Source organism: Nitratidesulfovibrio sp. (genome assembly GCF_040373385.1).
Lineage (GTDB): Bacteria > Desulfobacterota > Desulfovibrionia > Desulfovibrionales > Desulfovibrionaceae > Cupidesulfovibrio.
This window is the reverse complement of the sequence record NZ_JBDXXH010000001.1, coordinates 177,427-203,764: the sequence shown is the minus strand read 5'-3', so window position 1 is coordinate 203,764 and position 26,338 is coordinate 177,427. Positions and strand designations below refer to the sequence as shown.

Genomic DNA, 26,338 nt, shown 5'->3' with positions numbered 1-26,338 from the left:
GACCGCAACGTGTCTGCGCTAACTCAAACGCCACCACCAGTTCCGCCATGCACACGCCCCGCATCATCTGCATCCTCGACGGCATGGCCGACCTGCCCGCCCGTGACGGCCAGCCAACCCCGCTGGCCGCCGCGAACACGCCCACCCTCGACCGTCTTGCCGCCACCGGCACCGCCGGTCGCTGCCAGGTCATCCCTTACGGCGCGGAAGCCGGGTCCGACGCAGGCATCCCCGCCCTGCTCGGCTACGACCCGCTGCGCCACCCCGTCGCGCGCGGCCCCCTGGAAGCCCTGGCCGCCGGGCTGCCCCTTGGCCCCCGCGACACGGCATGGCGCTGCAACGTGGTGGCGCTGGACGCCCATGGCCGCATGGCCGACCCAGCCGCCACCCTGCTCCCCGCCACGGAACAAACCATTGCCCGCATCGTGCGCGCTGTCTTCCCGGCCCCGGCCCATGCCACGGCCCATGGCGGCGGCTTTCGCTTCACGGTGGTGGAACGGGATGACGGACACGCCGCCTCCCCGTCTTCTCCCGCCACGCCCGTGTCTTTTGCGCCCGCCTCTTTCACGCCCGCCGGACCGCAGGATGTCATCGGACAATCCCCCGCCAACGCCCTGCATGATCTTGCCCGCCACCACCCGGCCCTGCACGCGCGCATCACGGCGGCCAACGCGCACCTTGCCGGGCTCACGATACCGGACGCACCCCACGGACTGGCCCTGTGGCCGTGGGGGTGCGGTCACCGCCCCGACCTGCCGCCGTTTTCCACCCGGTACGCCGCCTCTTCGCCGCCCCCCGACGCGCCCCTCACCGCCGCCATGGTGGCGGCAGTGCCGCTGGCACGCGGGCTGGCCCTGGCTGCCGGGCTGACCGCGCCCGAAATCCCCGGCGCCACCGGCGGCGCGGACACCGACCTTGCCGCCAAGGCCGCAGCCGCGCTCGCCTTGCTGGCGGACCACGCCGTGGTCTTCATCCATGTGGAAGGCCCGGACATGTGCGCCCACGCCCGCGACGCCCACGCCAAGTCATCCCTGCTGACCCGCATCGACGCGGAACTCATCGCCCCGCTTCGCGCGGCCCGACCGGACGCCCTGCTCTGCGTCACCTGCGACCATGTCACCCACTGCGGCGATGGGCGCCACCACCCGGACGCCGTGCCCTTCCTGCTACACGGACCGGGCGCGCTGCCGCATCCCGCCGCCCGCTTCGACGAAGCCGCCTGCGCGGCCACCGGCCTGCGCATTCCCTCCGGCCCCGCCCTGTTGGACATGGTGCTGCGGGGCACCGCCAACCCGTCTGACGGTGAAGCCGACCTGACCGCACGGCAAGGCTGACAGGACGGCAAGGTCTGACGGGGCAGACAGGGCAAAACAGACCGTCACCCTGCCACCCGCTGCGCACTCCCTCTGCGCTGCCCTTCCCCGCAGTACACGCAAAAGGGGCGCCCCATGGGGACGCCCCTTCTCGCATGCACGCATTCTCAATCCGTTGCACGCACGCCCGCTTCGCGGTAGGGCCACACCAAAGGAGGCCCGCATGCATCGCACACCATCACGCATCCGTTCCGGCCCGTGTCCGTTCGCGGTGCGCGCCGCAGCGGCGGTCCTGCTGACCCTGCTGCTGGCGCTGCCCCCGACGCTGGTCCTGACGGTAGCCGTCCTTTCCGCACAGCCCACACAGGCCGCACAGAATGCCGCCTACCACGGCAACGTGCAGTCGCGCATCTTCCACCGCCAGGGCTGCACCTACTACGCGTGCAAGGCCTGCACGGCGGTGTTCACCACGCGCAAAGCAGCCCTTGACGCAGGCTTTCGCCCCTGCAAGGTGTGCAAGCCGTAGCGGCTGCGGCCAAATCAGGCTTTCCGTTCGTCACCAATGAGCGGAAAAACCAACCCGATCAGGCCATCACGCGCTTGCGATATGCGTACAGATGGTAAGCGTTGAAGGCCAGGAACAGCCCGCCCGCCACGATATGCGCCCGCTCGCGCCCGGCCAGCCCGAACAGCACCAGCGCCGCCAGTGATCCGGCCATGCCCCGCTTGGAGATGCGCATGGCCTCGGCCTTGGTCAGGCGGCGGCAGCAACACGATTTCTTCGGGGCCGCCGGTTCCTGCGCCGCAAAGGCTTCCAGCATCTTGGCCGCTTCCAGCAACTGTTCCTGGGTCACGGCGTCCGGGTCGTACTCCACCAGCAGGCCGCCGGTGCGCGGGTTGGCCGTGGCGGAAAGCACGCCCGGCGTTTCGCGCAGGGTGCCTTCGATGGCGGCGGCCGCCTCCGGATTGCGCAGCGCATCGCACCGGATGCGCACCCTGCCGTCGATGAAGCTGCTGATCATGATCCACCTCTCCTTGCCGCGCCGGGCGCGGCCCTGCTGCGGATGCGTCCGTTATGCCGAGCCGGAACCGCTGGCCTTGCGGGCAGCCTTGCCGGTGGCCTTGGTTCCGCCCTTGACGGTCCCGGGCTTTGTGGTCCTGGGCGTTGTGGTCTTGGCCGACTTGGCGGGCTTGGCGGATTTCGTGGCCTTGACGCCGGACTTGCCGGAGCGTTCCGGCGCGGTCTTCACCTCTGCCGTTGCCACGGCGGTGGCAGTGGCGTCTGCGGCCCCCGCAGCCTTGGCCCGCGCGGCGTTCGCCGCTCCGGCGGCCTTGCCCTGCTTGCCAGCCTTCGCCGGTTTTCCAGTCTTGACCGGAGCCTTGGCCGGGGCCTTGTCGGGATCCTTGCCCTGCGTGGCGATGTCCGTCTCACCAGCCGCCCGGGCCTTGCGCGTCATGGAACCCACCGCCTTGGCAGCGCCCTGCGCGGTGGCCTTCAGCGCGGCCCTGACGGCGGCACCAGCACCGGCCACCCCCGCCGCAACCCGTGCGGCGGGCGAAACCGCTGCGGCAACCGGATCGGCAGCTGCCTCGCCGGTCATGCCAACGGGCAATGCCATCACGCCCGGCTTGCGATCCGCGCCGCGCCGCCCTTCCGCCGCGCCATTGCCCAGCATGGGCCGCATGGCGTTCAGGGCCACGCCCACGGTGGTCAGGTTGTGCAGCAGGGCCAGCATGCCGGGTTGCGCCCGGCCCACCAGGCCAAGGGCCATGAAGGCCGAATTCAGCCCCATGATGGACCCGAAGTTCAGGTGGATGCGCCGCAGGGTTGCCTTTGCCAGGTGGCGCGCCACCAGCAGTTCCGCAAGGTCGTTGCCGGAAAGCACCACGTCGGCCACCTCGCGGGCAAGGTCGGCCCCGTCGCGCAGGGACACGCCCACGTCGGCGGCGGACAGGGCAGGCGAATCGTTGATGCCGTCGCCCACCATGACCACCTTGCCGCCCTCGGCCTGCAACTGCCGCACGATGTCGGCCTTGTCGGCGGGCAGCACCTGGGCGCGCCATTCGTCCACGCCCACGGCGTTGGCCACCGCAGCCGCCGTCACCGGCCCGTCGCCGGTCAGCATGACGATGCGTTTCACACCCTGTTCGCGCAGGCCGCGCACCACCTCGGCGGCCTCTGTCCGCAACGGGTCTTCAATGCACAAGATGCCCGCCAGTTTGCCGCCGATGGCCAGGTGCAGGATGGAATAGCCCTTGGCGGCCCATTCGTTGACCACCGGCAGGAATTCGTCCAGGGGCACGCCTTCGTCCTCGTGGACGAAGTGGCGGCTGCCCACCAGCACGCGCTTGCCGCGCAGGCGCGAGGCGATGCCGTGGGCCACCACGTATTCGACCTCGGCGTGTTCTTCCTGGTGGTCCAACGCTTCCTGTTCGGCCTTGCGCACCACGGCGCGGGCCACGGGATGGGGAAAATGCTCTTCAAGGCAGGCGGCCAGGCGCAGCACGTCGTCGCGGCCATGCCCGTTCAGCGAGATGACCTCGGCCACGCGGGGACGCGCCTCGGTGAGGGTGCCCGTCTTGTCGAAGACCACGGTATCCGCGCCCGCCAGCCCCTCGATGAACCGGCCACCCTTGATGAGCACGCCGTGGCGGGCACCTTCGCGCATGCCGGTCAGGATGGCCAGGGGCGTGGCCAGGCGGATGGCGCACGAATAGTCCACCAACAGCACCGACGCGGCGCGGGCCACGTCGCGGGTGACTGCCCACACCCCGCCCGCTAACAGGAAACTGTACGGCACGATGGCGTCGGCCAGGCGTTCCGCCTTGCCCTGCACGTTTGCCTTCAGGGCCTCGGATCGCTCAATGAAGCCCACGATCTGGTTGATGCGCGTTGCAGACCCCACGCCGGTGGGCCGAATGTCCAGCCGCCCTTCCTCCACCACCGTGCCCGCGTAGACCGATGCCCCGGCGCGCCGGGCCACGGCCAGCGGCTCGCCGGTCATGGAGGTCTGGTTGACCATGGCCTCGCCCTCGGCCACCACGCCGTCCACGGGAATGGACGACCCGGCCCGCACGACCACCAGGTCGTCGTCGGCCAGGGCGGAAAGGGGCACCTGCACCTCTGCCTCGCCACGCTTCACCCACACGGTGTCCACGTCAATGGCCAGGCTTTCGGCCAGGCTTTCGCGCGACTTCTTGCGGGTCCATTCCTCCAGGAATTCGCCCACGGCGAACAGCGCGGTGATCAGCCCCACGGAGCGGAAATCGCCCCGCACCAGCGAGATGCCCAGCGCCGCCGCGTCCAGCACGTCCACGTTGAGACGGCCCGATGCCAGCGAACGCCCCCCCTTGAGCAGGAAGGGCAACGCGCGGAAGAAGGCGGAAACCATGCGCACGATGCGCGGCAGGAAGGGGCGCAGGATCAGGTAGCGGATCAACCCGCCCGCGCCAGGCGCGGCACCGGCCATGGCCAGTCCGTTCAGTCCGCCCAACCCGGCCACGCCCGGCGCGCCAGCCGACAGGGCTGCACCGTCCAGAGCCATGCCGTGCAAACCGGCCATGCCGGGAGCCCCCGGCGGCAGGTGCGCCCCCATGGGGCCGCGCGCCTTGCGGGCAGCAACGGCGGCAGGGCCGACATTGCCCGATGACGGACCGGCAGACATGCCTGCCGCCCTGCCCTTGCCCCGGCCACCCTTGGCATCGGACTTGCCGCCGGGCTTCTCCGGTGACCTGTCCGCAGACGCGCGCGCCCCGCCCGGGTGTTCGGAAGCCTCGGCCTTTCTGCCCGGCGTACGGCGCGCTGCGCCCCCGGCCACAAAGCCGTCCACCACGGCCAGCACCTCGCCCCGCGCGGCGGGACGGGCGTAGCGTACCAGCACGCTGCCGGTGGTGGCGGTGGCGTGCGCCTCTGCCACGCCGTCAACGGCCACGATGCGGGCCACAAGGTCCTGCGCCCGGTCCTGGGAAAACGAACCGGGGGCGCAGCGCAGGCGCAGGCGCCCCGGCAGTTCGTGTGCTATGCGATAGTCCATGCGCCTCGTCCGTTGCGGATTTGGTCGAAGGGTGATCCGGAGCCTGTTCGTTCAGATCCGGCTAGGCCTTGGCGGCTTCGGCAGCTTCGGGCGCGGCGGTTTCGGCGGCGTCCTTGCGCTGCTTGTGCACGTGCTCGGCCTCGGCCACGATGTCTTCCATATGCTCGCGCACGGTTTCCGCATAGGCAGAGGCCTTGTCCTTCAGGTCGAAGCCATGGCTCAGCAGGTCGGCCATGGCAGGACGGATGTCGAACTTGCCCCGGCCCAGCATCACCGCGCCAAGGGCGCCCAGCGCCACGCCGCCCACGAAATACAACCCGTACTTGTAGCTCTCGTTCATTCCCGTCTCCTTGTGATGAGTGCGCCGTCACGCGTCCGGCCCATGTTCGGCCCATGTTCGGCCCATGTTCAGCCCATGCCCGGCAGCATCCACGCCAGCCCGGTGCCGTGCGGGTTCGCCACCTTATTTGATATCGAAAATCACTGTCAATGCCCCTTCCCCGTCCTGTCCGGCCAAAGTCGACCGGCAAGGGCGGAAAATACGGATTCGCCAACGCTAGCACCCGTCACCGGATCGTGACAATATTTTTTCATTTTTGTGGCTGATTATCACGATCAACTTCAACCTACCGTTCTCTTTACACAACTAAAAACGGCGCCCTTCACGCAGGTGAAGGGCGCCGGTATGGGCATCGGCGGGGCAGGTACGCCGGTCGGTCTGGCAGGGCTGGCCGGTGGGCCGGTGGGCTGGTGGCCGGGTCGATGCGTTCGATGCGTCCGGTGTTGCGCTAGTGCTTCAACACCTTGACATACATGAAGTACCCAATGAGTCCAAGCACGACGATACCACCGACAATGGAACCGATATCCGCGAAACTCATGGTGCCTCCTCGGGCCTGGCCCGACAGGATCGGCAGGCGGCTTCCGTCGTCCACCGGGTTTGTGCCGCACCCCGCGAGGCGGAAATGGCGGCGCGTTGCAGGGCGCCGCCGGAGCGGCACGGGGTATGTATACGGCATGACTGGATACGGGACGGCCCCGCCGCATGGGGAAGCGGGAAGGGGCGGAAAGCGGACGCGACCGCCCGGCGTGATGCCCTGCAGGCGGCACGGACGCGAGGCTGTCCGGAGATGGCCGGGGGAGGAACGAAGCGGTCCGCGCGCGCCAGCCGGGCCAGTCGCGCCAGTCGGTACCGCGTGACGGACATGCGGCACTGGGCCGGAGAAAGGGACGACTGCGTCCGATGGGCGTAGAGGGAAGAAAGATGAAAGGCGGGCATGACACGGCGTGAACGCATGGCCTGGCCTCCCGCGCCATGTGGCGCAGCACGGAGATTTCGGCATGCATCGGCCGTATGGCGCTCGTTGAGCGTCCGGTCGGTGCAAGGGCATGTTCCGCCCGGCAGCTTGCCAAGTCAAGGCAAAACCGGGTGAATGGGAAAAAAAGTACATGGACTGACGCTAAAAAAACGTTCCACATGCGATCGGCGCGTGAGAACTCCCAAAATCCCCAGCGAGCACCCGCCGCACTACCCGACAACCCGCCACCAGCGCGCCAATGCAACGGGGCGCACGGTCGCCAGTCCGCCAGTCCCGTTGCCCGCCAGTTTCGTGGCCTGCCGGTTTCGCGGTCTGCCAGTTTCGCGGTCTGACGGTCCGCTACTCGGTGTCCGGGCCGATGAACTCGCCAGCCAGTCCAGACCAGGCCCGCAACGGGTCCCGCGCATCCGCTCCACCCGGCACGCCTTGCGTATCGGGGGCACCGGGCGCCTCCGTCCCGTAGGGTTCGGCCTCGTTTTCCTCGAAACGCACCACAAAGCTGGCCCCCGCAGGACCGGATGCCACCTCCAGCCGCCCGCCCAGTTGCGCCACCAGGCTGCCCACCAACTGCATGCCCAGCGTGGCACCCCCGGCAGGGTCGAAGCCTTCCGGCAGCCCCACCCCATCGTCGGTGACGCGCACCTCCACCTGCCGTCCCTCACGCCGGGCGGCTATGGCGATACGCCCCGCGTCCCTACCGGGAAAGGCGTGCTTGATGGCGTTGGTGACCAGTTCGTTGAGAATCAGCCCGCAGGGGATGGCCGCCGACACCGGCAGGTACAGCGGCGGCAGGTCCAGCGCCAGTGCCACCTCGGCATCCACCGACGCCTGCACCAGCTTGCGCGCCAGCCGCTCCACGTAGTCGGCAACGTTCACGCTGGCCAGGTCGTTGGCGCGGTACAGTTCCTCGTGCGCCAGGGCCATGGAGGCCACGCGGTTGCGGCTTTCGATGAACCGCTCGCGGTCGGCGGCCCCGTCGGCATAGGCCGCCTGCAAGTTCAGCAGGCTGACGATGAGTTGCAGGTTGTTCTTGACCCGGTGGTGCACCTCGCGCAGCAGAATCTCCTTTTCGCGCAGCGAGGCGCGAATGTCCTCTTCCGCCTTGCGGCGGGCGGTGACATCCTCGGCCACCCCGGCCACGCGGTAGACGTTGCCGTCTCCGTCGCGCACGGGAAAGGCCCGCGCATGCACCCAGCGCACCTCGCCGCCGGGCCGCACGATGCGGAACTCTGCGTCGACAGGGGTGGCCGACGTGGCGATGCCCGCCATGGCGGTCTCCACCGCGTTCCTGTCGTCGGGGTGCACGGTGCCCAGGCGCGGACCGTCGCCCCGCATGGCGTCCTGCACCGGACGCCCCCAGACCGTTTCATAGGCCGGAGAAAGGTACAGCAGCCGGTCGCTGGCAAGATCGCGCACCCAGAACACCTCGCTGGTGTTCTCCATCAACTGGCGGAAACGTTCCTCGCTTTCCGCCAGGGCCCGTTCGAACTCCCTGCGCTCGGCGATTTCCCGCCGCAGGCGGCGGTTGGCGTCCTCCAGGTCTTCGGTGCGACGGCGCACCAGCCCCTCCAGGGTTTCGCGGCGGCGGCCCTGCTCGCGCAGCAGTTCTGCCCGCAGCAGGCAACGCACCAGCGCCCTGTCGAGCACGGCCATGTCCTCGATGGGCTTGATCACGAAGTCCCATGCGCCCAGGCGCAAGGCCCGCGCCAGTTCGCGCACCTCGCTGGTGCCGGACACCACGATGACCGGCACCGTGGGGTCCTGCGCGGCGATGCAGGGCAGCACCTCGGCCCCGCTCTTGCCGGGCATGCGCCAGTCCAGCAGCACCGCATCGGCGCCGCGCTCGTCGAACAGGGCCAGCGCATCGGCGCCGCCGCCCGCCTCGCGCACGGCATAGCCCGCATCGCGCAGGTAGCCGCACATGGCGGTGCGGGCCACCGGGTCGTCGTCCACCACGAGGATGGCGGGAATGCGTTCGGAGGACGGGCGTGGGTCCATGAAGGTCTCCTGTGCAGATGGCCTTACCGTTTGCTCTCCACAGGGGCTGTTTCCAAATTAGGATTTTCGTTCGTTGGCAAGGAAAACGAGCCTGCCATGAGGGAGTGCCCTAGCCGTTAGGTGAGTGGAGCGAACCTTACGGATAGGGACCGCAGCGCGTACTCTTATCGTATTTGACCGATACGGCAGGTGAAGTTTGACGTCGCCAACGGGCGAAAGGACTATTTGGAAACGGCCCCTAACGGGTACGGGGCAGCAGCAGCCACGCCGGTCCTGGCGCATCAAGATGCCCGGCCACGGCGGACGCGCGGTCGCCCGCGCCGCAGAACAGGTCGATGCGGTAGCCCTTGATGGCCCCGCCGGTATCCTGCGCAAGGCCAAGGCCGGTCACGGCACCGCCGCCCGCTGGCTGCGGCACCGGGGCGGAAAAGGCCACCAGCGCGCCGGAAGGCAGCACGGAACGGTCCGTGGCCAGGCTTACCCACGGGGTCAGCGGCCTGCCCGTGCACCCCAGCGGACCGCTGGCGCGGCCTTCCTCCAGCCGGAAAAAGACGTAGCTGGGGTTGGTGTTCATGAGCTCCCGCGCCTGCGCGGGGTGACTTTCCAGCCACTGGCGGATGGCGGGCATGTTCACCCCGTCGGGCGGCAGTTCGCCCCGTTCCTTCAGGATGCGCCCGATGGACACGTAGGGCCGCCCGTTCTGCGCGGCGTACAGCACGCGGGCCTCGCTGCCGTCGGTAAAGCGCAGCCTGCCGGAGCCCTGCACCTGAAGGATGTACACGTCCACCGGGTCCGCCGCCCAGGCCAGTTCCAGCCCCTTGCCGCGCAACGCCCCGGCGTCGATTTCCGCGCGGTCGTAGTACGGCTTCAGCGTGCGCCCCTTGGGGCCGTTCACCACCCGGTAGGTCATGCGCTGCTTGCCGGACCCGGAGGCGGCCACCTCGGTCACGCGCATGTCCGGCGGAGTGCGGTAAATGGGGTGCGCGTAGCCGGGCGCGGGGCTGCGGCTGGCGCGCAGCACCGGCTCGTAGTAGCCGGTCCAGGCGGTGTCCACGCGCAGCCAGCGGAACCGTTCGGCCAGCAGGCCGGGGTTGGCATCCAGTTCGGGCAGCAGGCCGGACAGTTGGCGCAGGGCGGCCATGAAGTCCGCGTTGGTCGCGCGAACGCCCGGGCGGTCCAGGGCCACGCCGCCAGCCGGGCGGGTGGCCATGTAGGAAAGGCTTTGGGCCAGGGCCGGGGCCAGGTCGTTCCACGAGGCAAGCCCCTGGCTGCGCGGGTCCATGGCCGCGATGGCGGCGCGGATTTCGTCGGGCGCGGCCTCGGTGTACGCGGGCAGCGGCGGCAGCGACAGAGCCGGACGCGCCGGGGCCGGGGCCTGCGTCACGGCGGGGGTGCCCGGCGCGGGAACCGCAACCTGCGGCGCGCGCGATGCACAGCCGGAGATGATCAGTGCCAGCAGCAGCGCCCCGGCGGCGCGGCCACGGCCCGGCGACGTGAAGGACGCGGGCAAGGCCATGGAGAGGGACAGGCCGCGCGTGCTCGCGGCTTTGGCTTTCGCCACGAAATGGCGTACGAATCGACACGCCGCGCCACGCGGCAGGAGGTTGCGAAACATATGGATGGCTTTCCCGTGCCTGAAATCTGGTTGGCCCATCGGGTGTCCTACGGTGAAACGGACATGATGGGCGTTGTATACTATGCGGAATACCTGCACTTCTTCGAACGCGCCCGCAGCGAATTCATCCGCTCGCGGGGCATGGGCTATGCCACCGTGGAAGAACGCGGCATCATCCTGCCGGTGCGCGAGGCACGCTGCCGCTACCGCAGCCCGGCCCGTTTCGACGACCTGATCCAGGTACGCGCGGGCATCAGCGAATGGGGCCGCGCCTCGCTGACCTTCGTGTACGAGATTCGGGACGAGGGACGCAACAGGTTGCTGGCCGACGGCATGACCCAGCACGCCTGCATCAACCCGCAGGGCAAGCCGGTGCCGGTGCCCGAATGGCTGCGTGATTTGCTGAAATAGCACGCCTCTCGGCAAGCAGGGCGCTCACGCGTGCAGGCTTGTACACTTCAGACAACGAATGTGCCTGCTCGCTTGACTGGTCAGTGGACCGGGCGTAGGGCATGGCCCATGTTCCTCGACGTCCACACCCATGCCTTCCACCCCAAAATTGCGTCCAAGGTCCTGCAACAGCTGGAATCGCACTACGGCATCTCGCCCGTGGGCGAAGGCGTGGTGGAAGACCTGCTGCCCCGCGCCAAACGCGCCGGGCTGGACGGCGTGGTGGTGCACTGCGCCGCCACCGCCGCCGCGCAGGTGGTGCCCGCCAATGCCTTTGCCGTGGAATTGCAGCGCCACCACCCGGAAGTGGTGGCCTTCGGCACCGTGCATCCCGAATATCAGGACTGGGAGCACCAGTTGGACCGACTGCGCGCGGCGGGCATCCGGGGGCTGAAGCTGCACCCGGAATTCCAGGGCTTCCGCCTGGACGACCCGCGCCTTTTGCCCATCATCGAGGCGGCGCAGAACGACTTCGTGTTCATGTGCCACATCGGCGACAAGCTGCCCCCGGCGGAAAACCCCTCCTGCCCGTACAAGCTGGCCGCCCTGCTGGATGCCTTTCCGCGTGCCCGGTTCATTGCCGCGCACCTTGGCGGCTACCTGCACTGGCAGTATGCGCTGGAGGCGCTGGTGGGCCGCGAAGTGTGGATGGACACTTCCAGCAGCCTCTCCTTCATCGACGACGCCACCCTGCGGGCCATCTTCAACAGGCATGACCGCGAGCACATCCTGTTCGGCAGCGACTACCCCCTGTTCGACCCCGCCGACGAATGCCACCGCCTGCAACGGCGGCTGGACCTTTCCGACGGCGAGATAGAGGTGCTGCTGTCCAGCGCGGCCACCCTGCTGGGACTCGACGGGCAAACGAACGCCGCCGCGCCCGGCGCATAGCTGCGGGACACGGCGGCACGACGTTCGTCGCTTCATGGACGCACGGGCTTTCCTGATGCCGGGCGCACCGGCATGGCGCCACCGGAGAACGGGGGCTTGCCCCCGCCGGATCACACCAGCTGCAAGTATCCGATGAAATTGTCGATGCCGCGCAGGCGGCAGTCCGCGTAGCGGCGCACGTATTCCTCGAAGGTCATGCGCCGCCCGTAAATGTTGTATGTGGCATCCGGCCCGCCGAATGCCAGCCCGTGGTGGGCGGCCACCTGCGGGTGGATGGGCAGCTCGAACTCCGGGTACGGGTCGGTGAACCCCTCGCGTACCGCCGGGGGCAGCGGGTCCATGCCCAGCGCCGCCAGCACCCCTTCCGCCACATGCAGCACCAGCCGTCGGTTGGGATGGTTGATGGTGGCAAACAGCCGCTCCTGCTTCCACAGCGCCTCCACCAGTTCCACCGTGGGGGCCACCACGGCGGGGATGACCTCCGGCACCGCGCTTCCGCCCCTGCCTGCCCTGCTCCCCCCGTCGCCCCCGACCATGCCCGGTTCCGCGCCCGCCCCGCGCTCCTTGTCCCGCTCCACATCCAGTGACGCGCGCAGCATGGCGTCCAGGTCGTACTTGGCCGCGATGTCGCCGTGCAGGTACACGTGCAGGATTTCCGCCATGCCGAGGCCCATGGACACCAGCCGGTCCAGGAACGCATCGCCGAAATCCATGGGGCTCTTGTTGGTCCAGAACGGCCAGTAGCCCGTGAACAGCATGTTGGGCAGGCGCAGCACCCGCGCAGCCGGGTTGACCATGGACAGCAGCCGGTCGGAGGCGTGGTCGTCCCACTTTTCGCCCAGGTGCTGGTACAGGAACAGCCCGCAACCGGACAGTTCGGCGGGGGCCACGCGCTCGCGCAGGTAATTGGTGTAGCGGCGGATTTCGTAACGCGCGGCAAACTGCGGCGAGGCGGCCAGCAGTTTCGCCAGCGGATCGCCCTGGCAGTTGGCGTGGATGAGGCAGAGGCTGCGGTGCGGTGTGGTCATGGGAATCTGCGCGAGAACTGGCGGTTGAAGGTGCGATGCGCGTGCGCCCCCGGAATGGGGCCGGACTGCGGGGACTGCGGAAACTGGGGGAACTGCGAAAACCGGGGGGCTGGCAGACGGCAGGCCGCCGGGCAGCGCAACTGCCAGGCGTGGTCATCCGTCGCCATCTGTTCGGCGGGAGCGCCCCTTTTCTTTACATCCCCACCCGATTGTGGAACACTATCTTGTGGGCATGCGTCCAACGACATGCCCCCAGTGCCGGGAGCCACTGTGCCCGGCTTGTACACCCAACCCCCCGTACAGACAATGCTCATCGCCGTCCGCGCGCGACGCGTCATACCTCTCGCAGGTGAGGGTCCAGCACGAGACCCGCGCGACCTGTTTTCGCCGCCCCGCGTTCTCGACGACCATGTCGTTGTGATCCGGGGCGTTTTCTTGGACGGTGCCGGGCAGGCGGCATTGACTGATGGCGCGTGCACCACGCCGCCCGACGCGAATGTCCCTGATGGCGCGAATGCCCCAGATGGCGTGGGTGCCCCGAATGGCGCGGATGGCGCGGCCCGCGTGCTCTCCGGGTTGCGCGGGGGCGTCATCGAGGCCGTGGAACCCATGGATGCCTTCCGCCGCCGCGCGGGGGTTCCCCTGTCCGACCTTGGCGAGGTCACCCTGACGCCCGGCGTGGTCAATTGCCACACACACCTCGAACTTTCGCACCTGGCCGGGCGCACCGTGCTTGGGGGCGGCTTTGTGCCGTGGGTGAAAAGCCTGCTGTCGCTCGTGGCCGCCGGGGCCGAAACCCCGCCGGATGTCCGCGCCGCCGCGCTGACCGAAGCCGCCCGCCAGCTTGCGGCCTGCCACACCGCCCACGTGGGCGACATCACCGCCGTGGCCCCCGCCGCCGTGCACCGGGCCATGCAGGCCGCGTCCATCGGCTGTTCACACTTCGCGGAGGTGTTCGGCTACCGCTTCACCACGCCCGACGGCGAACCGGCAGCCCCCGCAGACACCGCCGCCCTGTGGCCGCGCGCCATGGCGGAACTGGCGTCCGATCTTGCTGCGGACGATATCGTTCCCTCCGGCCCGACAGGCGCATCCCCCGCACCCGGCGCGCCCTTCCCGCTCCATCCCGATGCCGCGCTGGCCGGGCACTCCCTGTATTCCACCCACCCGGTTGCGCTCGCCGCCGCCCGCCGCTGGTGCGAACGCAACCACCGCGTCTTTTCCATGCACTTGGCCGAGCACCCGGACGAGGTGGAATTCCTGACCACCGGGCGCGGCGCGCTGGCCGACCTGCTGGCCGTGCGCGTGCTGCCGCCGGGCTTTGCCGCGCCGGGCATGCGCCCCGTGCCCTATGCCGCCGACCTTGGCCTGCTGGACGAAGGCACCCTGGCCGTGCACTGCGTGCAACTGGACGCGTCGGACATCCGCCTGCTGGCCGAATCGGGCGCGCACGTCTGCCTGTGCCCGCGCTCCAACGCGGCCATCAGCGTGGGCACGGCCCCGGCCCGCGCCCTGGCTGCGGCGGGCACGCCGCTGTGCCTAGGCACCGACAGCCTGGCCTCGAACCACGACCTGGACCTGTGGAACGAGGCCCGCGCCCTGCGCGACCTGCCCGCCGGGCACGACCTGCCCCCCGCCGCCCTGCTGCGCCTGCTGACCGTGGGCGGCGCAGCCGCACTGGGCCGGGGCGACATCGGCGCCATCGTTCCCGGCCGCCGCGCGCGGCTGGCCCTGCTGCCCCAAGATTTTTCCCAAGCACTGGGGACAACCCCGTAACCCCCCACACCCACATGCAGCACGCACAACGCCCCACGTGGCCCCACAAGGACCTGCTGGACGTCACCCAGCTGACGCGGCCAGAGCTGTTCCACCTGCTGGATACGGCGGCCCAGTTCCACGACATCAACCGCCGCCCCGTGAAAAAGGTGCCCACCCTGAAGGGCAAGAGCGTGGTGCTGTTCTTCGCGGAGCCGAGCACCCGCACCAAGACCTCGTTCGACGTGGCGGGCAAGCGGCTTTCCGCCGACACCTTCTCGCTGGCCAAGAGCGGGTCCAGCCTGTCCAAGGGCGAAAGCCTGAAGGACACCGCCCTCACCTTGCAGGCCATGACGCCGGACATCATCGTCATCCGCCATTCGTCCAGCGGCGCGGCGCAGTTTCTGGCCGAACGGCTGGACTGCTCTGTGGTCAACGCGGGCGACGGCTGGCACGCCCACCCCACCCAGGCCCTGCTGGACTGCTATTCGCTGCGCCAGGTCTGGGGCGACACCTTCGAGGGGCGCACCCTGCTCATCCTTGGTGACATTGCCCACAGCCGGGTGGCCCGCTCCAACGTGCACCTGCTCTCGTCGCTGGGGGTAAAGGTGCGGCTGTGCGCGCCGCGTACCCTGCTGCCCGCCGGGGTGCACAACTGGCCGGTGACCATCTTCAACCGGCTGGACGACGCCGTGCAGGGCGCGGACGCGGTGATGTGCCTGCGCCTGCAACTGGAACGCCAGCAGGCGGGCCTGCTGCCCGACCTGCGTGAATACGCGCAGCGTTTCTGCCTGTCGCCCCGGCACCTGGCCATGGCCGCGCCGGGCGCGCGGGTGCTGCACCCCGGCCCCATGAACCGGGGACTGGAAATATCGTCCGTGCTGGCCGACTCGCCCGAAAGCCTGATCCTGGACCAGGTGGCCGCAGGCGTGGCCACGCGCATGGCAATCCTTTTCCTGCTCGCCACCCGCACCGGCACAGAGCAGACCGCCGACAACGGAGGCCGCGCATGACCGCCACCACTTCCGCATCCCTGTTCCTTCGCAATGCCCGCCTGCTGGGGCGCATGGTGGACGTTGCCGTGGCCGACGGGCGCATTGCGTCCGTGACGGACGCCGGTTCCGGCACTGCGCCGCAAGACGCGGCAAGCATCGATGCCAAGGGCATGGTGCTGTTCCCGGCCTTCATCGACGCGCACACCCACATGCGCGAACCGGGTCAGGAGTACAAGGAAGACATCGCCAGCGGGCTTGCCGCCGCCGCCCACGGCGGGTTCGGGGCCGTGCTGTGCATGGCCAACACCAAGCCGGTCAACGACGATGCCTCCATCACGCGGGACATGATCGACACCGCCCGCCGCCACTGGCCGCACGGCCCGCGCCTGCACCCCATCGGCGCGGCCACGGTGGGGCTGAAGGGCACGGAGCTTGCCCCGCTGGCCGAACTGGCCGAGGCGGGCTGCGTGGCCTTTTCCAACGACGGCGCGCCCGTGCCGGATACCGAAATGTTCCGCCGCTGCGTGGAATACGCCGCCGACCAGGGCAAGGTGGTCATCGACCACTGCGAGGACCCCTACCTGGCCAAGGGCGCGCACATGAACGAGGGCGAGACCAGCGGACGCATCGGGGTGAAGGGCCAGCCGGACATCGGCGAGGCGCTGCACGTGGCGCGCGACATCCTGCTGGCCGACTACCTGAAGCTGCCCATTCACCTTGCGCACATCTCGTGCCGCCGCTCCGTGGAGCTGATCGCCTGGGCCAAGCAGCGCGGCGTGCCGGTAACGGCGGAAACCTGCCCCCACTACCTGCTGCTGACCGACAGGGAACTCTTGGGGTACGACACCAAGGCCAAGGTCAACCCGCCCCTGCGCACCGACGACGATGTGGCCGCCCTGCGCGAGGCGGTGCAATCCGGCGTCATCGACATCCTGGCCACCGACCATGCCCCGCACGCCGCGCACGAAAAGGAAACCCCGCTGGACGAGGCCCCCAATGGCATTACCGGCCTTGATACCGCCGTGGCCCTGACATGGGGGCTGGTGTGCGAAGGAGTGCTGACGGAAGCCGACCTGATGCGCCTGTGGGCGACGGAACCGGCGAAGATATTCGGGCTGCCCGTGAACGGATTTGGCGTCGGCGACCCGGCGGATTTCTTCCTGCTGGACCCGGAAGAGAAGTGGGTGCCCTCGCGCGAGACCATGCACTCGAAGAGCCTGAACACGCCGTTTCTGGGACGGGAGCTGGTGGGCAGGGTGAAGGCGCTGTGGCTTGGCGGGGTGAAGGTGGTGTAGGGGGCTGCGCCGCAAGGGGAAGGGGACGCACCGTCCTGTTGGACACGGCTTCTACGAAGACAGTCCTGCCCTGTTGGTACCGCCCGATTTCGTTATGTCTCCGACGGGCAGGGGGCCGCTAAGCGGCGGCCCCCTGTACCCCCGCGCTCCGGGGGGCGCTGCCCCCCTGGTCCCCCCAAGTTCGTCCTGCACCGCATTCTTCACCGGGCAGCTTCCCTCCGGCGCTGGGGCGCCTCCGGGCGATCTGCCCGGCGGAATGCGTATGTGCGCCAAGCTCCCGTTGCCTTGGCAGAGCCAGGGCACCCCCTCCATACGTATCTTGCGCAGCGTCCCTACGGCGGCAGCTTCCCTTCGGCGCTAAGCGCCTCCGGGCGATCTGCCGCCGGTGACGCCAATGCGCACCAATCTCACGGTGGCCTGACAACGCTACGCGCCTTCGCTGTGCGCCAATTTCCCGTTGCCCTCATCCCACTTGGGCACCCTTATCCATGCCCCCGTTGCGACGTATGTACCGCCATCAAAACCCGGCGTCACATGCGTCTACGCACTGTCCGTGTCCGTTTAATCGGCCTAAGCACACGCACAATCTCCCGTTGGGCTGAGCGCGGCTACGAGCCTTCACTGTACACCAGTCTCCCGCCGCCTTCTCGCTAAGGACACCTGCCCCTACCCCACGATGCGTTCGCACCCAGCCAATACGTAACGGAATCCATTCCACGCGAGTTGCTTACCTCGACGAGCAAGTCGCCCTTCATTTTGCACTGAAAACCTTTGTGCGGCGATACGCGTCCGCAGCCGGAGATCGCCGCCGAGGCTTTGCGAGGCGGAAGCTCCGGCGTCGCGGATACGCGCCGCAAAACGCGTGTTGCAAAGGCTCCCTCGCTACGTCGTGGCTACGAGAGATTGGCGCACACCGCATTCCCGTCGGCAGATCGCCCGAGGCGCCCAGCGCCGCAGGGAAGCTGGCGGCGAAAGGAATGCGGTGCAGGAAATCCGACGAAGGGGCACACAAGCTTTCATCAAGGATGACGAGAGATTCGCGCGCATTGGCGGCACAGGCGGCAGATCGCCCGGAGGCGCCCCAGCGCCGGAGGGAAGCTGCCGCCGCAGGGACGCCGCGCAGGAAACGCTGGGGGTCCAGGGGTGGCGAAGCCCCCCTGGAGCGCGGGGATGCAAGGGGCCGCCGCTCTGCGGCCCCTTGCCCGCCGGAGGCATAACGAAATCGGGCGAGCACAACAGGGCAGGAGTGTATTCGTAGAGGCCGTACCCATCAGGCAGCATCCCCTCTCCCCTCACCCCTCCCACCCCTACCCCCGACAACCCCTCCCCCCGACAGCCCCCACCCCACTCCCCCTTGCATCCTCCGCCACTTTTGTGCATTTTGGCACAATCAGACGGACACACTTCCCGTGCGCACGCACCCAGCGCTGACCCATCCACTGCCACGGGCCATAGCCAGCCCACGGCCACCGTCCGCGCCCCGTCACGCCTAGCCGCCTTGACTTTTCGGGCCGCGCCTGTGATGCACGGATGGCACCGCGCCGGAGGGCGCGCCTTTCATCACTTTCAGGAGGACAGGGATGAGCCAACCTTTCAAGGACGCCATAGCCATCTGCAAGGCCATCCTTCGCAACGGTTACGACGCCTACGTGGTCAACGCGCAGTTGCAAAAGGAACTGCTGGACGGCCGCGAAACCGAAATCGACATCGCCTGCGAGCCCGACTACGAAGAGCTCGGCAAGCTTTTTCCCAGCCTCGAGCGCTCCAACGAAGAGGGCGTGGTCGCCACCATGCGCGAAGGCGGAGCCCTGATCCGCTTCTACCACACCGATACCGAAGAATCCTCGCACCCGGAACATACCCTGGCCCGCATCACCCCGCGCATGCTGCGCGTGCTGGAAGAGCAGGGCAAGATGCCCCCGGCCCTTTCCTGCCCGTTCATCGCCCACACTGGCGACGCGTATGAAGGCTTCGAGGATTTCTCGAAGGGCAAGGTGCAACTGCGCGGCATTCCGGACGAAACCCTGCGCCGCAACTATCTTCTGGTCATCCGGGCCATGCGCTTCGCGGCCAACTTCGACCTGCCCATCGAGCCCAACTCGTGGATGGCCATCATCCGCGCCGCCAGCCGCGTGCTGGACTACGTGCGCATCTCGGACATCATGGACGAATGGCGCAAGGTGGAAGCCGAGTGCATGTGGAAGTTCGTGCAGTTGCTGTTCGATTCGCAGGTGCTGCACGGCCTGCTGCCTGAAGTGGCGGCCCTGTCCCGCGTGCGCCAGCAGCGCAACGACGACGGCGCGGAAGAAACCGTGTTCGACCACACCATCGAGTGTGTGCGCCACTACCCGGAAGGCGAATACAACTACGACTGGCTGGGTACCTTCGCCATGCTGTTCCACGACGTGGGCAAGCTGTACACGGCGGAATACTTCGACGGTAAGTGGAACTTCTACCAGCACCACCGCGTGGGCGCGAAGGTGACGCGCAAGCTGCTGCGCCGCCTGCACTTCTCGCCGGAAGACGTGGAACAGGTGTGCCACCTGGTGCGCCACCACATGCGCTTCCACTTCATGCTCACCGACCGGGGCATCCGCCGCTTCAAGTCGCTGGACGAATTCCCCCGGCTCATCGAGATGGCCCGTGCCGATCTGGAAGCCCGCGCCGGCAGCTACACCTACTTCAATCACAACATGAAGTACCTGGAGCGCGCCGAAACGCCGGAGCAGATGCTGGAACCCCTGCTGAACGGCAACGAGATCATGGAATTCACCAACCTGCACCCCGGCCCCCAGGTGGGCATGCTGCGCGATGCGCTGCTGAAGGCGCAGGTGGCGGGCGAAGTGACCAGCGTGCCCGAGGCCGTGGACTACGTGCGCGAGTACAAGGCGAAGAATTTCGGCTAGCGCCGGATTGATTCATTCCTTGCGAGACGCGGGGGGAGGGACGTTGGTTCCTTCCCCCGTTTTTTGTGGGGGAGGGGAAAAAGATAAAGATGAAAGACAGGAGTTGTGCCCTGTTGGATGCGGCTTCTACGAAGACAGTCGTGCGCTGTTGTGAACGCCCGATTTCGTTATGTCTCCGACGGGCAAGGGGCCGCAGAGCGGCGGCCCCTTGCATCCCCGCGCTCCGGGGGGCGCTGCCCCCCTGGTCCCCCCAAGTTCGTCCTGCACCGCATTCCTTCCGCCACCAGCTTCCCTGCGGCGCTGGCGCGCCTCGGGCGATCTGGCGGCGGGAATGCGATGTGCGCACATCTCTCATCGCCTTGGCAAACGTTCGCGTTGTGTCCTGCCCGGAAGGTCGGTTTGCGGTGCACCCGCAACGCCGGAGCTTCCGCCGTCGCAAAGCCTCCGGCGGCGATCTCCGGCTGCGGGCGCTATCCGCGCGAAAGGCGGTCGTTGGGTGAGGCGGGAATAAAACAAGGTACAACGGAATTGCTAATCTTCAACCGTTCCAGCTACTTCCGAATAAAAACAACGCCCTTACCGCCAGCCGGTAAGGGCCCGCGCCACCTCGCGGCCATCGGAGCGGCGGGTAAGGATGTGCACGAAGCGGGCAGCGCCCGGCGCTGTCACATCGGCAGGCGCAGGCAGGCAGTGCGCCTCCACCGTGTCGCCGTACACCGTCTCGGCCCGAAAGTGCATGTCCAGCCACGCCGGGCGGCATGTCTCCTGCGTCTCGTCCGGCACGCCTTCCAGCGCCCAGTCCAGGTAGCGGACGTTGTTCACGTGGCGGTTGCGGTCCATGTCCGCCCGGCGCACCGCGAAGGGGATGGCGGAAAACGGAGCCGTGCCGTTATCCGGCGCGGGGGGTCGCCGGTCGCCCAGCAGGCTGCCGTCCAGCGCCAGGGGTGGGTTCTCCGGCAGCAGGGCCGCCACCGTGGGCGGAATGCGCTCCGGCCTGCGGGTGGCCAGGTTGATCACCACCCAGAACGAGGCCCCGCGCGCCACCACTGCCCCGTCCTGCCCCAGCATCAGATAGTCGCGCCGAAATTGCAGCCGCTCCACCCCGCATGGCCAGGTGCGCACCGTCACCGTCTCGCCTTCCGCCGGGGCGCGCTCCACCTGCACCACCAGCCGGGCCAGCACCCACGCCTGCCCCTGCTCGTGCAGCGCCGCCAGCGAAAGCCCCAGCCGGTCCGCGTGCACCCCCGCCGCCTCTTGCAGGTAATCGCAGATGATCTGGGCGGAAACGGTGCCGTCCGGCCCCACCTCGTACCCGCGCACCCGGAAGGTCTCGTGGTGCACGCGCAGGTCGGCGGGGCCGGAGGCCCCTGAAAGATCGACGCATGGCGCTGCGCTTGATGCGTCGGGCGTTGTGTCAACATGGCCTGCGGGAGATTCGTGGCGGCTGATCATGGCGGGCATGGCGGGCATGGGGGTCATGGGCGGTTCCTTGTCCTGTTGGGATGTGTCCGGTGGATCGCGGGATGGAAGAACAGGGACGGCAGTGCGGTACATGCGCCCAAAGGGCATGGCACCCCGGCACACCGCCCCCGCATAGCGCCGCCAAGGCGCGGCGTCCACTGTCGCCTGCGCGGGTGGCGCTGTCAGAGATATCCGGGGTGTCGGCGGTTCCGCACAGTGCTGCCCCCCGGCAGACCTCTGCGGTCCTGAACCTGACCGCGCGGGGCACATGCAGCGCGCGGTAACGCCCCTTCTCGGCGCGCATCCCTCCACAAGGCGCCAGCCACACGGGCAACCCGCCATATCGCGTCCGGGTGCGCGTGCAGCGATCCCCCCCCGCACACGCCAGCTTGACACCCGCCCGAGCCGCGCCTATCTGTTGCCTCTTCAACAGTTGCAATGGCAACAATAGGACATTTCAATGGAACAGAGACTCACATCCTTTGCCTACCGCGTGGGCCAGTTGCGCCGCCTGGTGCTGCTGCTGGCCCTGGAGCGCATCGCCCCGCTGGGGCCGGTGGGCAAGGGGCAGATACCCTTTCTGGCGGAACTCTTTCAGGCTGGCGACGGCGTGTCGCAGGAAGACCTGGCCGAAAAGCTGCACTTCGACAAGGGTTCCGCCGCCCGTTCGCTGGCAAAGCTGGAAGCCGCCGGACTGGTGGCCCGCACCGTGAACCCGCGCAACCGCCGCCAACTGGCCATCACCCTGACTCCGCAAGCCGAATCGCTGCGCGCCCCCTTTCTGGCCACCCTGCGCGAACTGACGGAAGCCATGGTGCGTGGCTTTTCCGATGACGAACGCGAACAGGCCCTGGGCTTTCTGGACCGCATGATCACCAACGTGCTGTCCGAACTGGGGCGTCCGGAAAAATCGGCCCGGCCAGATAGAACAGACAGGCCAGACAAAGCGGACAGGCCGGGCAGCATGAAGACCACCCCTGTGGCCGCCGTGGCCTGCCAGCCTGACGATGCAGGCCGGGAGGCCCAATGAGTCCCGCGTCCTTCCCCTTCCGCACGTCGGGGCACGGGGCATCCGCATCCGGCCCGGCGCCCGCGCCCGTTTCGCGCGGGGCGGTGCTGTTCGTGGTCAGCGTGTCCATGATCCTCATGCCGTTGATGATGTCCGCCGTGGGCGTCTCGCTGCCCGCCATCGGGCGCGACCTTGCCGCCACGGCCATGCAGGTGGGCCTGGTGGAAACCACCTACGTCATGGCCCTTTCGGTGTTCCTGCTGATCATGGGCAGGCTTGGCGACATCTTCGGGCGGCGCAGGCTGTTCCTGGCCGGGCTTGTGCTGTTCACGTCCATCACCGCCGTGCTCTCGCTGTCGCAGTCCATCCGCATGGTCATCGGCCTGCGTTTTCTGCAGGGCATGGGCGCGGCCATGATCGTGGCCAACAGCTTCGCCATCATGCTCGAAGTGTTCCCGCGCGAGGAACGCGGACGGGCCATCGGCATCGTCTCTGCGGCGGCCTATGCGGGCATTTCGTGCGGGCCGCTGATCGGGGGCTTTCTGACCACCCATTTCGGGTGGCGCTGGGTGTTCCTGATGGTGCTGCCCTTCGGCATTTCCGCGTTGCTGCTGGTATTCACCAAGCTGCGTGGCGAATGGCGCTCGGCCCGGGGCGAACCCTTCGACCTGCGCGGCAGCCTGGTCTACGGCGGCGCCATCGTACTGCTTACCCTGGGCTCGTCGCACCTGGACGAGGGCGCGTGGGCCTGGGCCGCGCTGGGGGGCGGGCTGGCCTGCGGCGGGCTGTTCCTGTGGCTGGAGGCGCACACGCCCTTCCCGCTGCTGGAAGTCACCCTGCTGTCGCGCAACCGGCTGTTCACGCTCAGTTGCCTGTCCGCGCTCATCAATTACTCCTCCACCTTCGGGGTGCTGTTCTTTCTCGGCCTGTACCTGCAGTACGTGCGCGGGCTTACCCCCAGCGATGCGGGCCTGCTGATGATCATCCAGCCGGTGATCCAGATGGTGCTTTCGCCCATCGGGGGGCGGCTGGCCGACCACTTTCCCGCCGAACGGGTGGCCACCGTAGGCATGCTGCTGTGCGCCGTGGGCCTTGGCGTGGCCGCGTTCATCGGGCAGGACACCTCCACCGCGCTCACCGTGGTGGTGCTGGTGCTGCTGGGCGTGGGCTACGGCCTGTTCGCCTCGCCCAACGCCAGCGCCATCGTGGGCAGCGTGGAGCCGCGCCACCTTGGCGTGGCCTCCGGCATGACCAGCACCATGCGCACCCTGGGCATGATGGCCTCCATGATCGTGGTGACCATCGTGTTTTCCGTGTTCATGGGCGGGCAGCCGGTGTCTGCTGCCACCCTGCCGGGCTTCCTGGCCTCCATGCGCACGGCGCTGTGGACCTTCTGCGCGCTGTGCGCGGTGGGTGTGCTGTTGTCGGTGGGACGGGTTCGGAGCATGGGGCAAGGGTCAGGGCTGGCGGTGCAGGACGGCATCGCCGACAAGGCCCCGTGCAAGACCGACGGCAACCCCTGACGATATCTGACGCGCGTTGCTGCGATCAGGCCCGATCCGGTGCCGATTTGCCGACAGCGCCCACAACCCGCGCAAAACGGGGAACGGGCGGGGGGCTTTCCCTCGCGCCCGTTCCGCTGTATTGCCTGCGGGCCGCGCACCTGAATCCCGCGCACCCGTACCCTGTGCACTGGACGAACCCGCCGCGCGGGCTTACCCATACCGTCATGCCGCCCTTGCGGCCCACCCCTTGCCCCCCATCGAGCATGATCGACATACTGAACCTGACCTACGACGAACTGGAAGCGTGGATGACCGACGCACTCGGCGAGCCGCGCTTTCGCGCCCGTCAGGTGTGGCAGTGGCTGTGGCAGAAGAATGCCCGGTCCTTCGACGCCATGACCAACGTTTCCAAGACCACCCGTGCCCGGCTGGCCGAGGTGTCGCGCATTGCGTGGCCCGAAGTCCGCACCGTGAAGACGAGCAGCGACGGCACGGTGAAGTTCCTGCTGGCCCTGTCCGACGGCGCGCTGGTGGAAACCGTGCTGATCCCCAGCGAATCGCGCGAGGGCAAGGTGCGCATGACCCAGTGTCTGTCCTGCCAGGTGGGCTGCGCCATGGGCTGCACCTTTTGCAGCACGGGCAGCATGGGCTTTGAACGCAACATGACCATGGCCGAGATTCTCGGGCAGGTGCTGGTTGCGCGCGAGCACCTGGGCGACGACCGGCCCGACCACCCCATCGTGCGCAACCTGGTGTTCATGGGCATGGGCGAACCGCTGCTGAACCTGAACGAGGTCATGCGCTCCCTGCGCACCCTCAATGACGAGTTCGGGCTGTGCTTCTCGCCTCGGCGCATCACCGTGTCCACCTGCGGCATCGAAAAGGGCCTGCGCGAACTGGGCGAAAGCGGGCTGGCCTTTCTGGCCGTGTCGCTGCACGCTCCCAACCAGGAACTGCGGGCGCGCATCATGCCGCGCGCGGCGCGCTGGACCCTGGACGACCTGATGGCCGCGCTGGAATCGTACCCGCTGAAGACGCGCGAACGCATCACCTTCGAATACCTGCTGCTGGGCGGGGTTAACGATTCCATCGACCATGCCCGCGAACTGGTGCGCCTTGTGTCGCGCACCAAGGCCAAGCTGAACCTCATCGTGTACAACCCGGCGGAGGGACTGCCCTACGAGGCCCCCAGCCAGGCGCGCATCCTGGCCTTCGAACAGTACCTGTGGTCCAAGAATGTCACGGCCATCATCCGCAAGAGCAAGGGGCAGGACATCAAGGCCGCCTGCGGCCAGTTGAAGGCCTCGGAACTCGCGGAACTGGCGGAATTGGCGGAGCGGACCGAGGGGGCCGAGGGGGCCGAACGCCCGACCGGGGAATAGCCGCGCCTGCACCAGTTCCCGCCCGTTTGCCGCCCGTTTCCCGCAGAATCCCCGTGCTGCCATCAGTACCGGTGGTACCGTATTTCCATGACGCGAAAAGCCCGACCGAAAGGCCGGGCTTTTTCGTTGCCCAGGTGGCCGGGCGACGTGCGGACAGGACTGAGGACATGGCTCCAAAGAGGGATCGGGCGAATCGGGGACTCCGGCGGAATCAAGCAGGAGCGAGCAGGCCGGAGAAAAATCACGCTGGACGGGGCGCGCGGGACAGGGGCGAAAGGCCCGATGCCGCACGGCATGCGGACCGGGTCAGTTCGCCGCCATGCGGGCCGCACTCTCCTGCGCGTCCTCTTCCACCGCCAGCGCCGCCACGTCCAGCAGCCGGGCCAGCAGGCCACGCTGACGCTCGCCCTGCCGCACGAAACCGCCCCCCACGAAAAGATCGTCGCCTTCGCGCCGCGCCGATTCCACGCGCAGGGCGAACAGGGTCCAGCCCTTGCCGTCGGCCATGGGCAGGGCCAGTTCGCACAGGGTGCCCTCCGTGCCTTCCAACCACTGACACAGGGGGTCGCACTGGCCGGAAAGCTGGGCGCCATAGGGCGACAGCCGATGCACCCGCACCGGGGCGGGCATCACCTGGCTGCCCAGCGGGCGCAGATGGGCCGGGTGCGACACGGCCAGGCCCGCGTCCGGGGGCGGCGCCTCGCATACGCAGGGGGCCATCATCTCCGCGTCGGGGGGCAGCCCCCGGCAGAATCGGGATTCTTCCGCGCTGTTCCACACTTCCACGGCCAGCGGCGCGGAAAGCGCCCCCGGCCCGGTGCGCCCGCAGCGGCGGCAGCCCACCAGATGCAGCACGCCGTCGTGCAGCAGCCACACGTCGCGGCTGCCACAGGTGCAGCAACGCGTTCTGGCGCTGCCAGCGGCTCCCCCGCTGCCGCCGGAACCTGCCGAGTCTCCCGCGCAGGCAGCGGTCATGTCCGGCTGGTCGGGCAACACCCGCCGCACCATGGCCCGTGCGGCCTCCACGGCCAACGGGAGCGCGGCCCTCAGTTGCCGGTCATCGCGCCGCCGGTCGTCCTGACGGCGGTCGTTCTGGCGACGGTCGTCAGGACGGCGATCATCAGGACGGTGTCCATCCTGACAATCCGCGTCTGGGGAATTGACATCCGGACCCCTTGCGTCCGGACGAAATCCCGCCCCCCCTTCCCGTTCAGCCGATAGGGCCGATCCGGTCAATTCGGCCGATTCGGCCGAACCGGTCGATCCGGCCTTGGTGCCGGATGTCTCATCCGCCACCGCGACGGGCATTTTCCCCGTCGTCCGTTCCATGCTCATGCAGACCTCCACCTGTCGGTGTTCCGGCGGCGCGCAACCCCCTCGCG

At 68.4% G+C, this 26,338-nt stretch carries 19 protein-coding genes; 11 read left to right on the top strand and 8 right to left on the bottom strand.

What is annotated here, in order from left to right; translation table 11 throughout:
- The first annotated feature begins 47 nt into the window (after positions 1–47).
- Positions 48–1,334 carry an alkaline phosphatase family protein gene (locus ABWO17_RS00800; protein WP_353115095.1) on the top strand — a complete coding sequence of 429 codons (1,287 nt, stop codon included), beginning with the start codon at positions 48–50 and terminating at the stop codon, positions 1,332–1,334.
- A 202-nt stretch (positions 1,335–1,536) separates the two neighbouring features.
- Positions 1,537–1,839 (top strand): Ada metal-binding domain-containing protein, encoded by a 303-nt coding sequence (locus ABWO17_RS00795; RefSeq protein WP_353115093.1) that lies wholly within the window; start codon positions 1,537–1,539, stop codon positions 1,837–1,839.
- Positions 1,840–1,897: 58 nt separating this feature from the next.
- Here ABWO17_RS00795 and ABWO17_RS00790 read toward each other — a convergent pair whose 3' ends face one another.
- The 5 genes from ABWO17_RS00790 to mltA all read right to left on the bottom strand — a co-directional run bounded on the left by ABWO17_RS00790 (position 1,898) and on the right by mltA (position 10,279).
- Entirely contained in the window at positions 1,898–2,335 is a 438-nt protein-coding gene (locus tag ABWO17_RS00790; RefSeq protein ID WP_353115091.1) for an HMA2 domain-containing protein, read from the bottom strand.
- 51 nt (positions 2,336–2,386) lie between these two features.
- A complete protein-coding gene (locus tag ABWO17_RS00785; RefSeq protein WP_353115089.1) occupies positions 2,387–5,347 on the bottom strand; it encodes a heavy metal translocating P-type ATPase in 2,961 nt (986 codons plus the stop codon).
- Positions 5,348–5,408: 61 nt separating this feature from the next.
- Entirely contained in the window at positions 5,409–5,687 is a 279-nt protein-coding gene (locus tag ABWO17_RS00780) for a hypothetical protein (RefSeq protein ID WP_353115087.1), read from the bottom strand.
- Between the two features lie 1,318 nt (positions 5,688–7,005).
- Positions 7,006–8,664, bottom strand: a complete 1,659-nt coding sequence (locus tag ABWO17_RS00775; RefSeq protein WP_353115085.1) for a sensor histidine kinase — start codon at positions 8,662–8,664, stop codon at positions 7,006–7,008.
- Positions 8,665–8,902: 238 nt separating this feature from the next.
- A complete protein-coding gene (mltA, locus tag ABWO17_RS00770; protein WP_353115083.1) occupies positions 8,903–10,279 on the bottom strand; it encodes a murein transglycosylase A in 1,377 nt (458 codons plus the stop codon).
- Between mltA and ABWO17_RS00765 the strand changes: the two genes are divergently transcribed.
- Together ABWO17_RS00765 and ABWO17_RS00760 are read left to right on the top strand one after the other, a co-directional pair.
- Complete coding sequence (locus ABWO17_RS00765) at positions 10,280–10,690, top strand: acyl-CoA thioesterase (RefSeq protein WP_353115081.1); 411 nt, start codon at positions 10,280–10,282, stop codon at positions 10,688–10,690.
- A 108-nt stretch (positions 10,691–10,798) separates the two neighbouring features.
- Positions 10,799–11,620, top strand: coding sequence for an amidohydrolase family protein (locus ABWO17_RS00760; RefSeq protein WP_353115079.1), 822 nt, complete (start codon positions 10,799–10,801; stop codon positions 11,618–11,620).
- 110 nt (positions 11,621–11,730) lie between these two features.
- On the opposite strand, the gene ABWO17_RS00755 is transcribed toward ABWO17_RS00760, so the two are convergent.
- Entirely contained in the window at positions 11,731–12,648 is a 918-nt protein-coding gene (locus ABWO17_RS00755) for a WcbI family polysaccharide biosynthesis putative acetyltransferase (RefSeq protein WP_353115077.1), read from the bottom strand.
- 528 nt (positions 12,649–13,176) lie between these two features.
- Here ABWO17_RS00755 and ABWO17_RS00750 point away from each other — a divergent pair.
- The 4 genes from ABWO17_RS00750 (at position 13,177) to ABWO17_RS00735 (ending at position 19,599) form a co-directional block, all read left to right on the top strand.
- Positions 13,177–14,424: an amidohydrolase family protein gene (locus ABWO17_RS00750; protein WP_502914847.1), complete on the top strand. Its 1,248-nt coding sequence runs from the start codon at positions 13,177–13,179 to the stop codon at positions 14,422–14,424.
- Between the two features lie 14 nt (positions 14,425–14,438).
- The gene (locus tag ABWO17_RS00745; RefSeq protein WP_353115073.1) at positions 14,439–15,416 is read left to right on the top strand and encodes an aspartate carbamoyltransferase catalytic subunit; all 978 of its coding nucleotides are present in this window, start codon (positions 14,439–14,441) and stop codon (positions 15,414–15,416) included.
- Complete coding sequence (locus tag ABWO17_RS00740) at positions 15,413–16,693, top strand: dihydroorotase (RefSeq protein WP_353115071.1); 1,281 nt, start codon at positions 15,413–15,415, stop codon at positions 16,691–16,693. The genes ABWO17_RS00745 and ABWO17_RS00740 overlap by 4 nt, the downstream gene beginning before the upstream one ends.
- 1,580 nt (positions 16,694–18,273) lie before the next feature.
- Positions 18,274–19,599 (top strand): HD domain-containing protein, encoded by a 1,326-nt coding sequence (locus ABWO17_RS00735; protein ID WP_353115069.1) that lies wholly within the window; start codon positions 18,274–18,276, stop codon positions 19,597–19,599.
- A 576-nt stretch (positions 19,600–20,175) separates the two neighbouring features.
- On the opposite strand, the gene ABWO17_RS00730 is transcribed toward ABWO17_RS00735, so the two are convergent.
- The gene (locus ABWO17_RS00730) at positions 20,176–21,078 is read right to left on the bottom strand and encodes an acyl-[acyl-carrier-protein] thioesterase (protein WP_353115067.1); all 903 of its coding nucleotides are present in this window, start codon (positions 21,076–21,078) and stop codon (positions 20,176–20,178) included.
- 442 nt (positions 21,079–21,520) lie between these two features.
- On the opposite strand from ABWO17_RS00730, the gene ABWO17_RS00725 reads away from it, so the two are divergent.
- From ABWO17_RS00725 to rlmN, 3 genes are all read left to right on the top strand, one after another.
- Positions 21,521–22,090 (top strand): MarR family winged helix-turn-helix transcriptional regulator, encoded by a 570-nt coding sequence (locus tag ABWO17_RS00725; RefSeq protein ID WP_353115065.1) that lies wholly within the window; start codon positions 21,521–21,523, stop codon positions 22,088–22,090.
- Positions 22,087–23,592 carry an MFS transporter gene (locus tag ABWO17_RS00720; RefSeq protein WP_353115063.1) on the top strand — a complete coding sequence of 502 codons (1,506 nt, stop codon included), beginning with the start codon at positions 22,087–22,089 and terminating at the stop codon, positions 23,590–23,592. Before ABWO17_RS00725 ends, ABWO17_RS00720 begins: the two co-directional genes overlap by 4 nt.
- A 245-nt stretch (positions 23,593–23,837) precedes the next feature.
- Positions 23,838–24,956: a dual-specificity RNA methyltransferase RlmN gene (rlmN, locus tag ABWO17_RS00715; RefSeq protein WP_353115061.1), complete on the top strand. Its 1,119-nt coding sequence runs from the start codon at positions 23,838–23,840 to the stop codon at positions 24,954–24,956.
- Between the two features lie 306 nt (positions 24,957–25,262).
- On the opposite strand, the gene ABWO17_RS00710 is transcribed toward rlmN, so the two are convergent.
- Positions 25,263–25,931, bottom strand: coding sequence for a hypothetical protein (locus tag ABWO17_RS00710; RefSeq protein WP_353115059.1), 669 nt, complete (start codon positions 25,929–25,931; stop codon positions 25,263–25,265).
- Between the last annotated feature and the right edge of the window lie 407 nt (positions 25,932–26,338).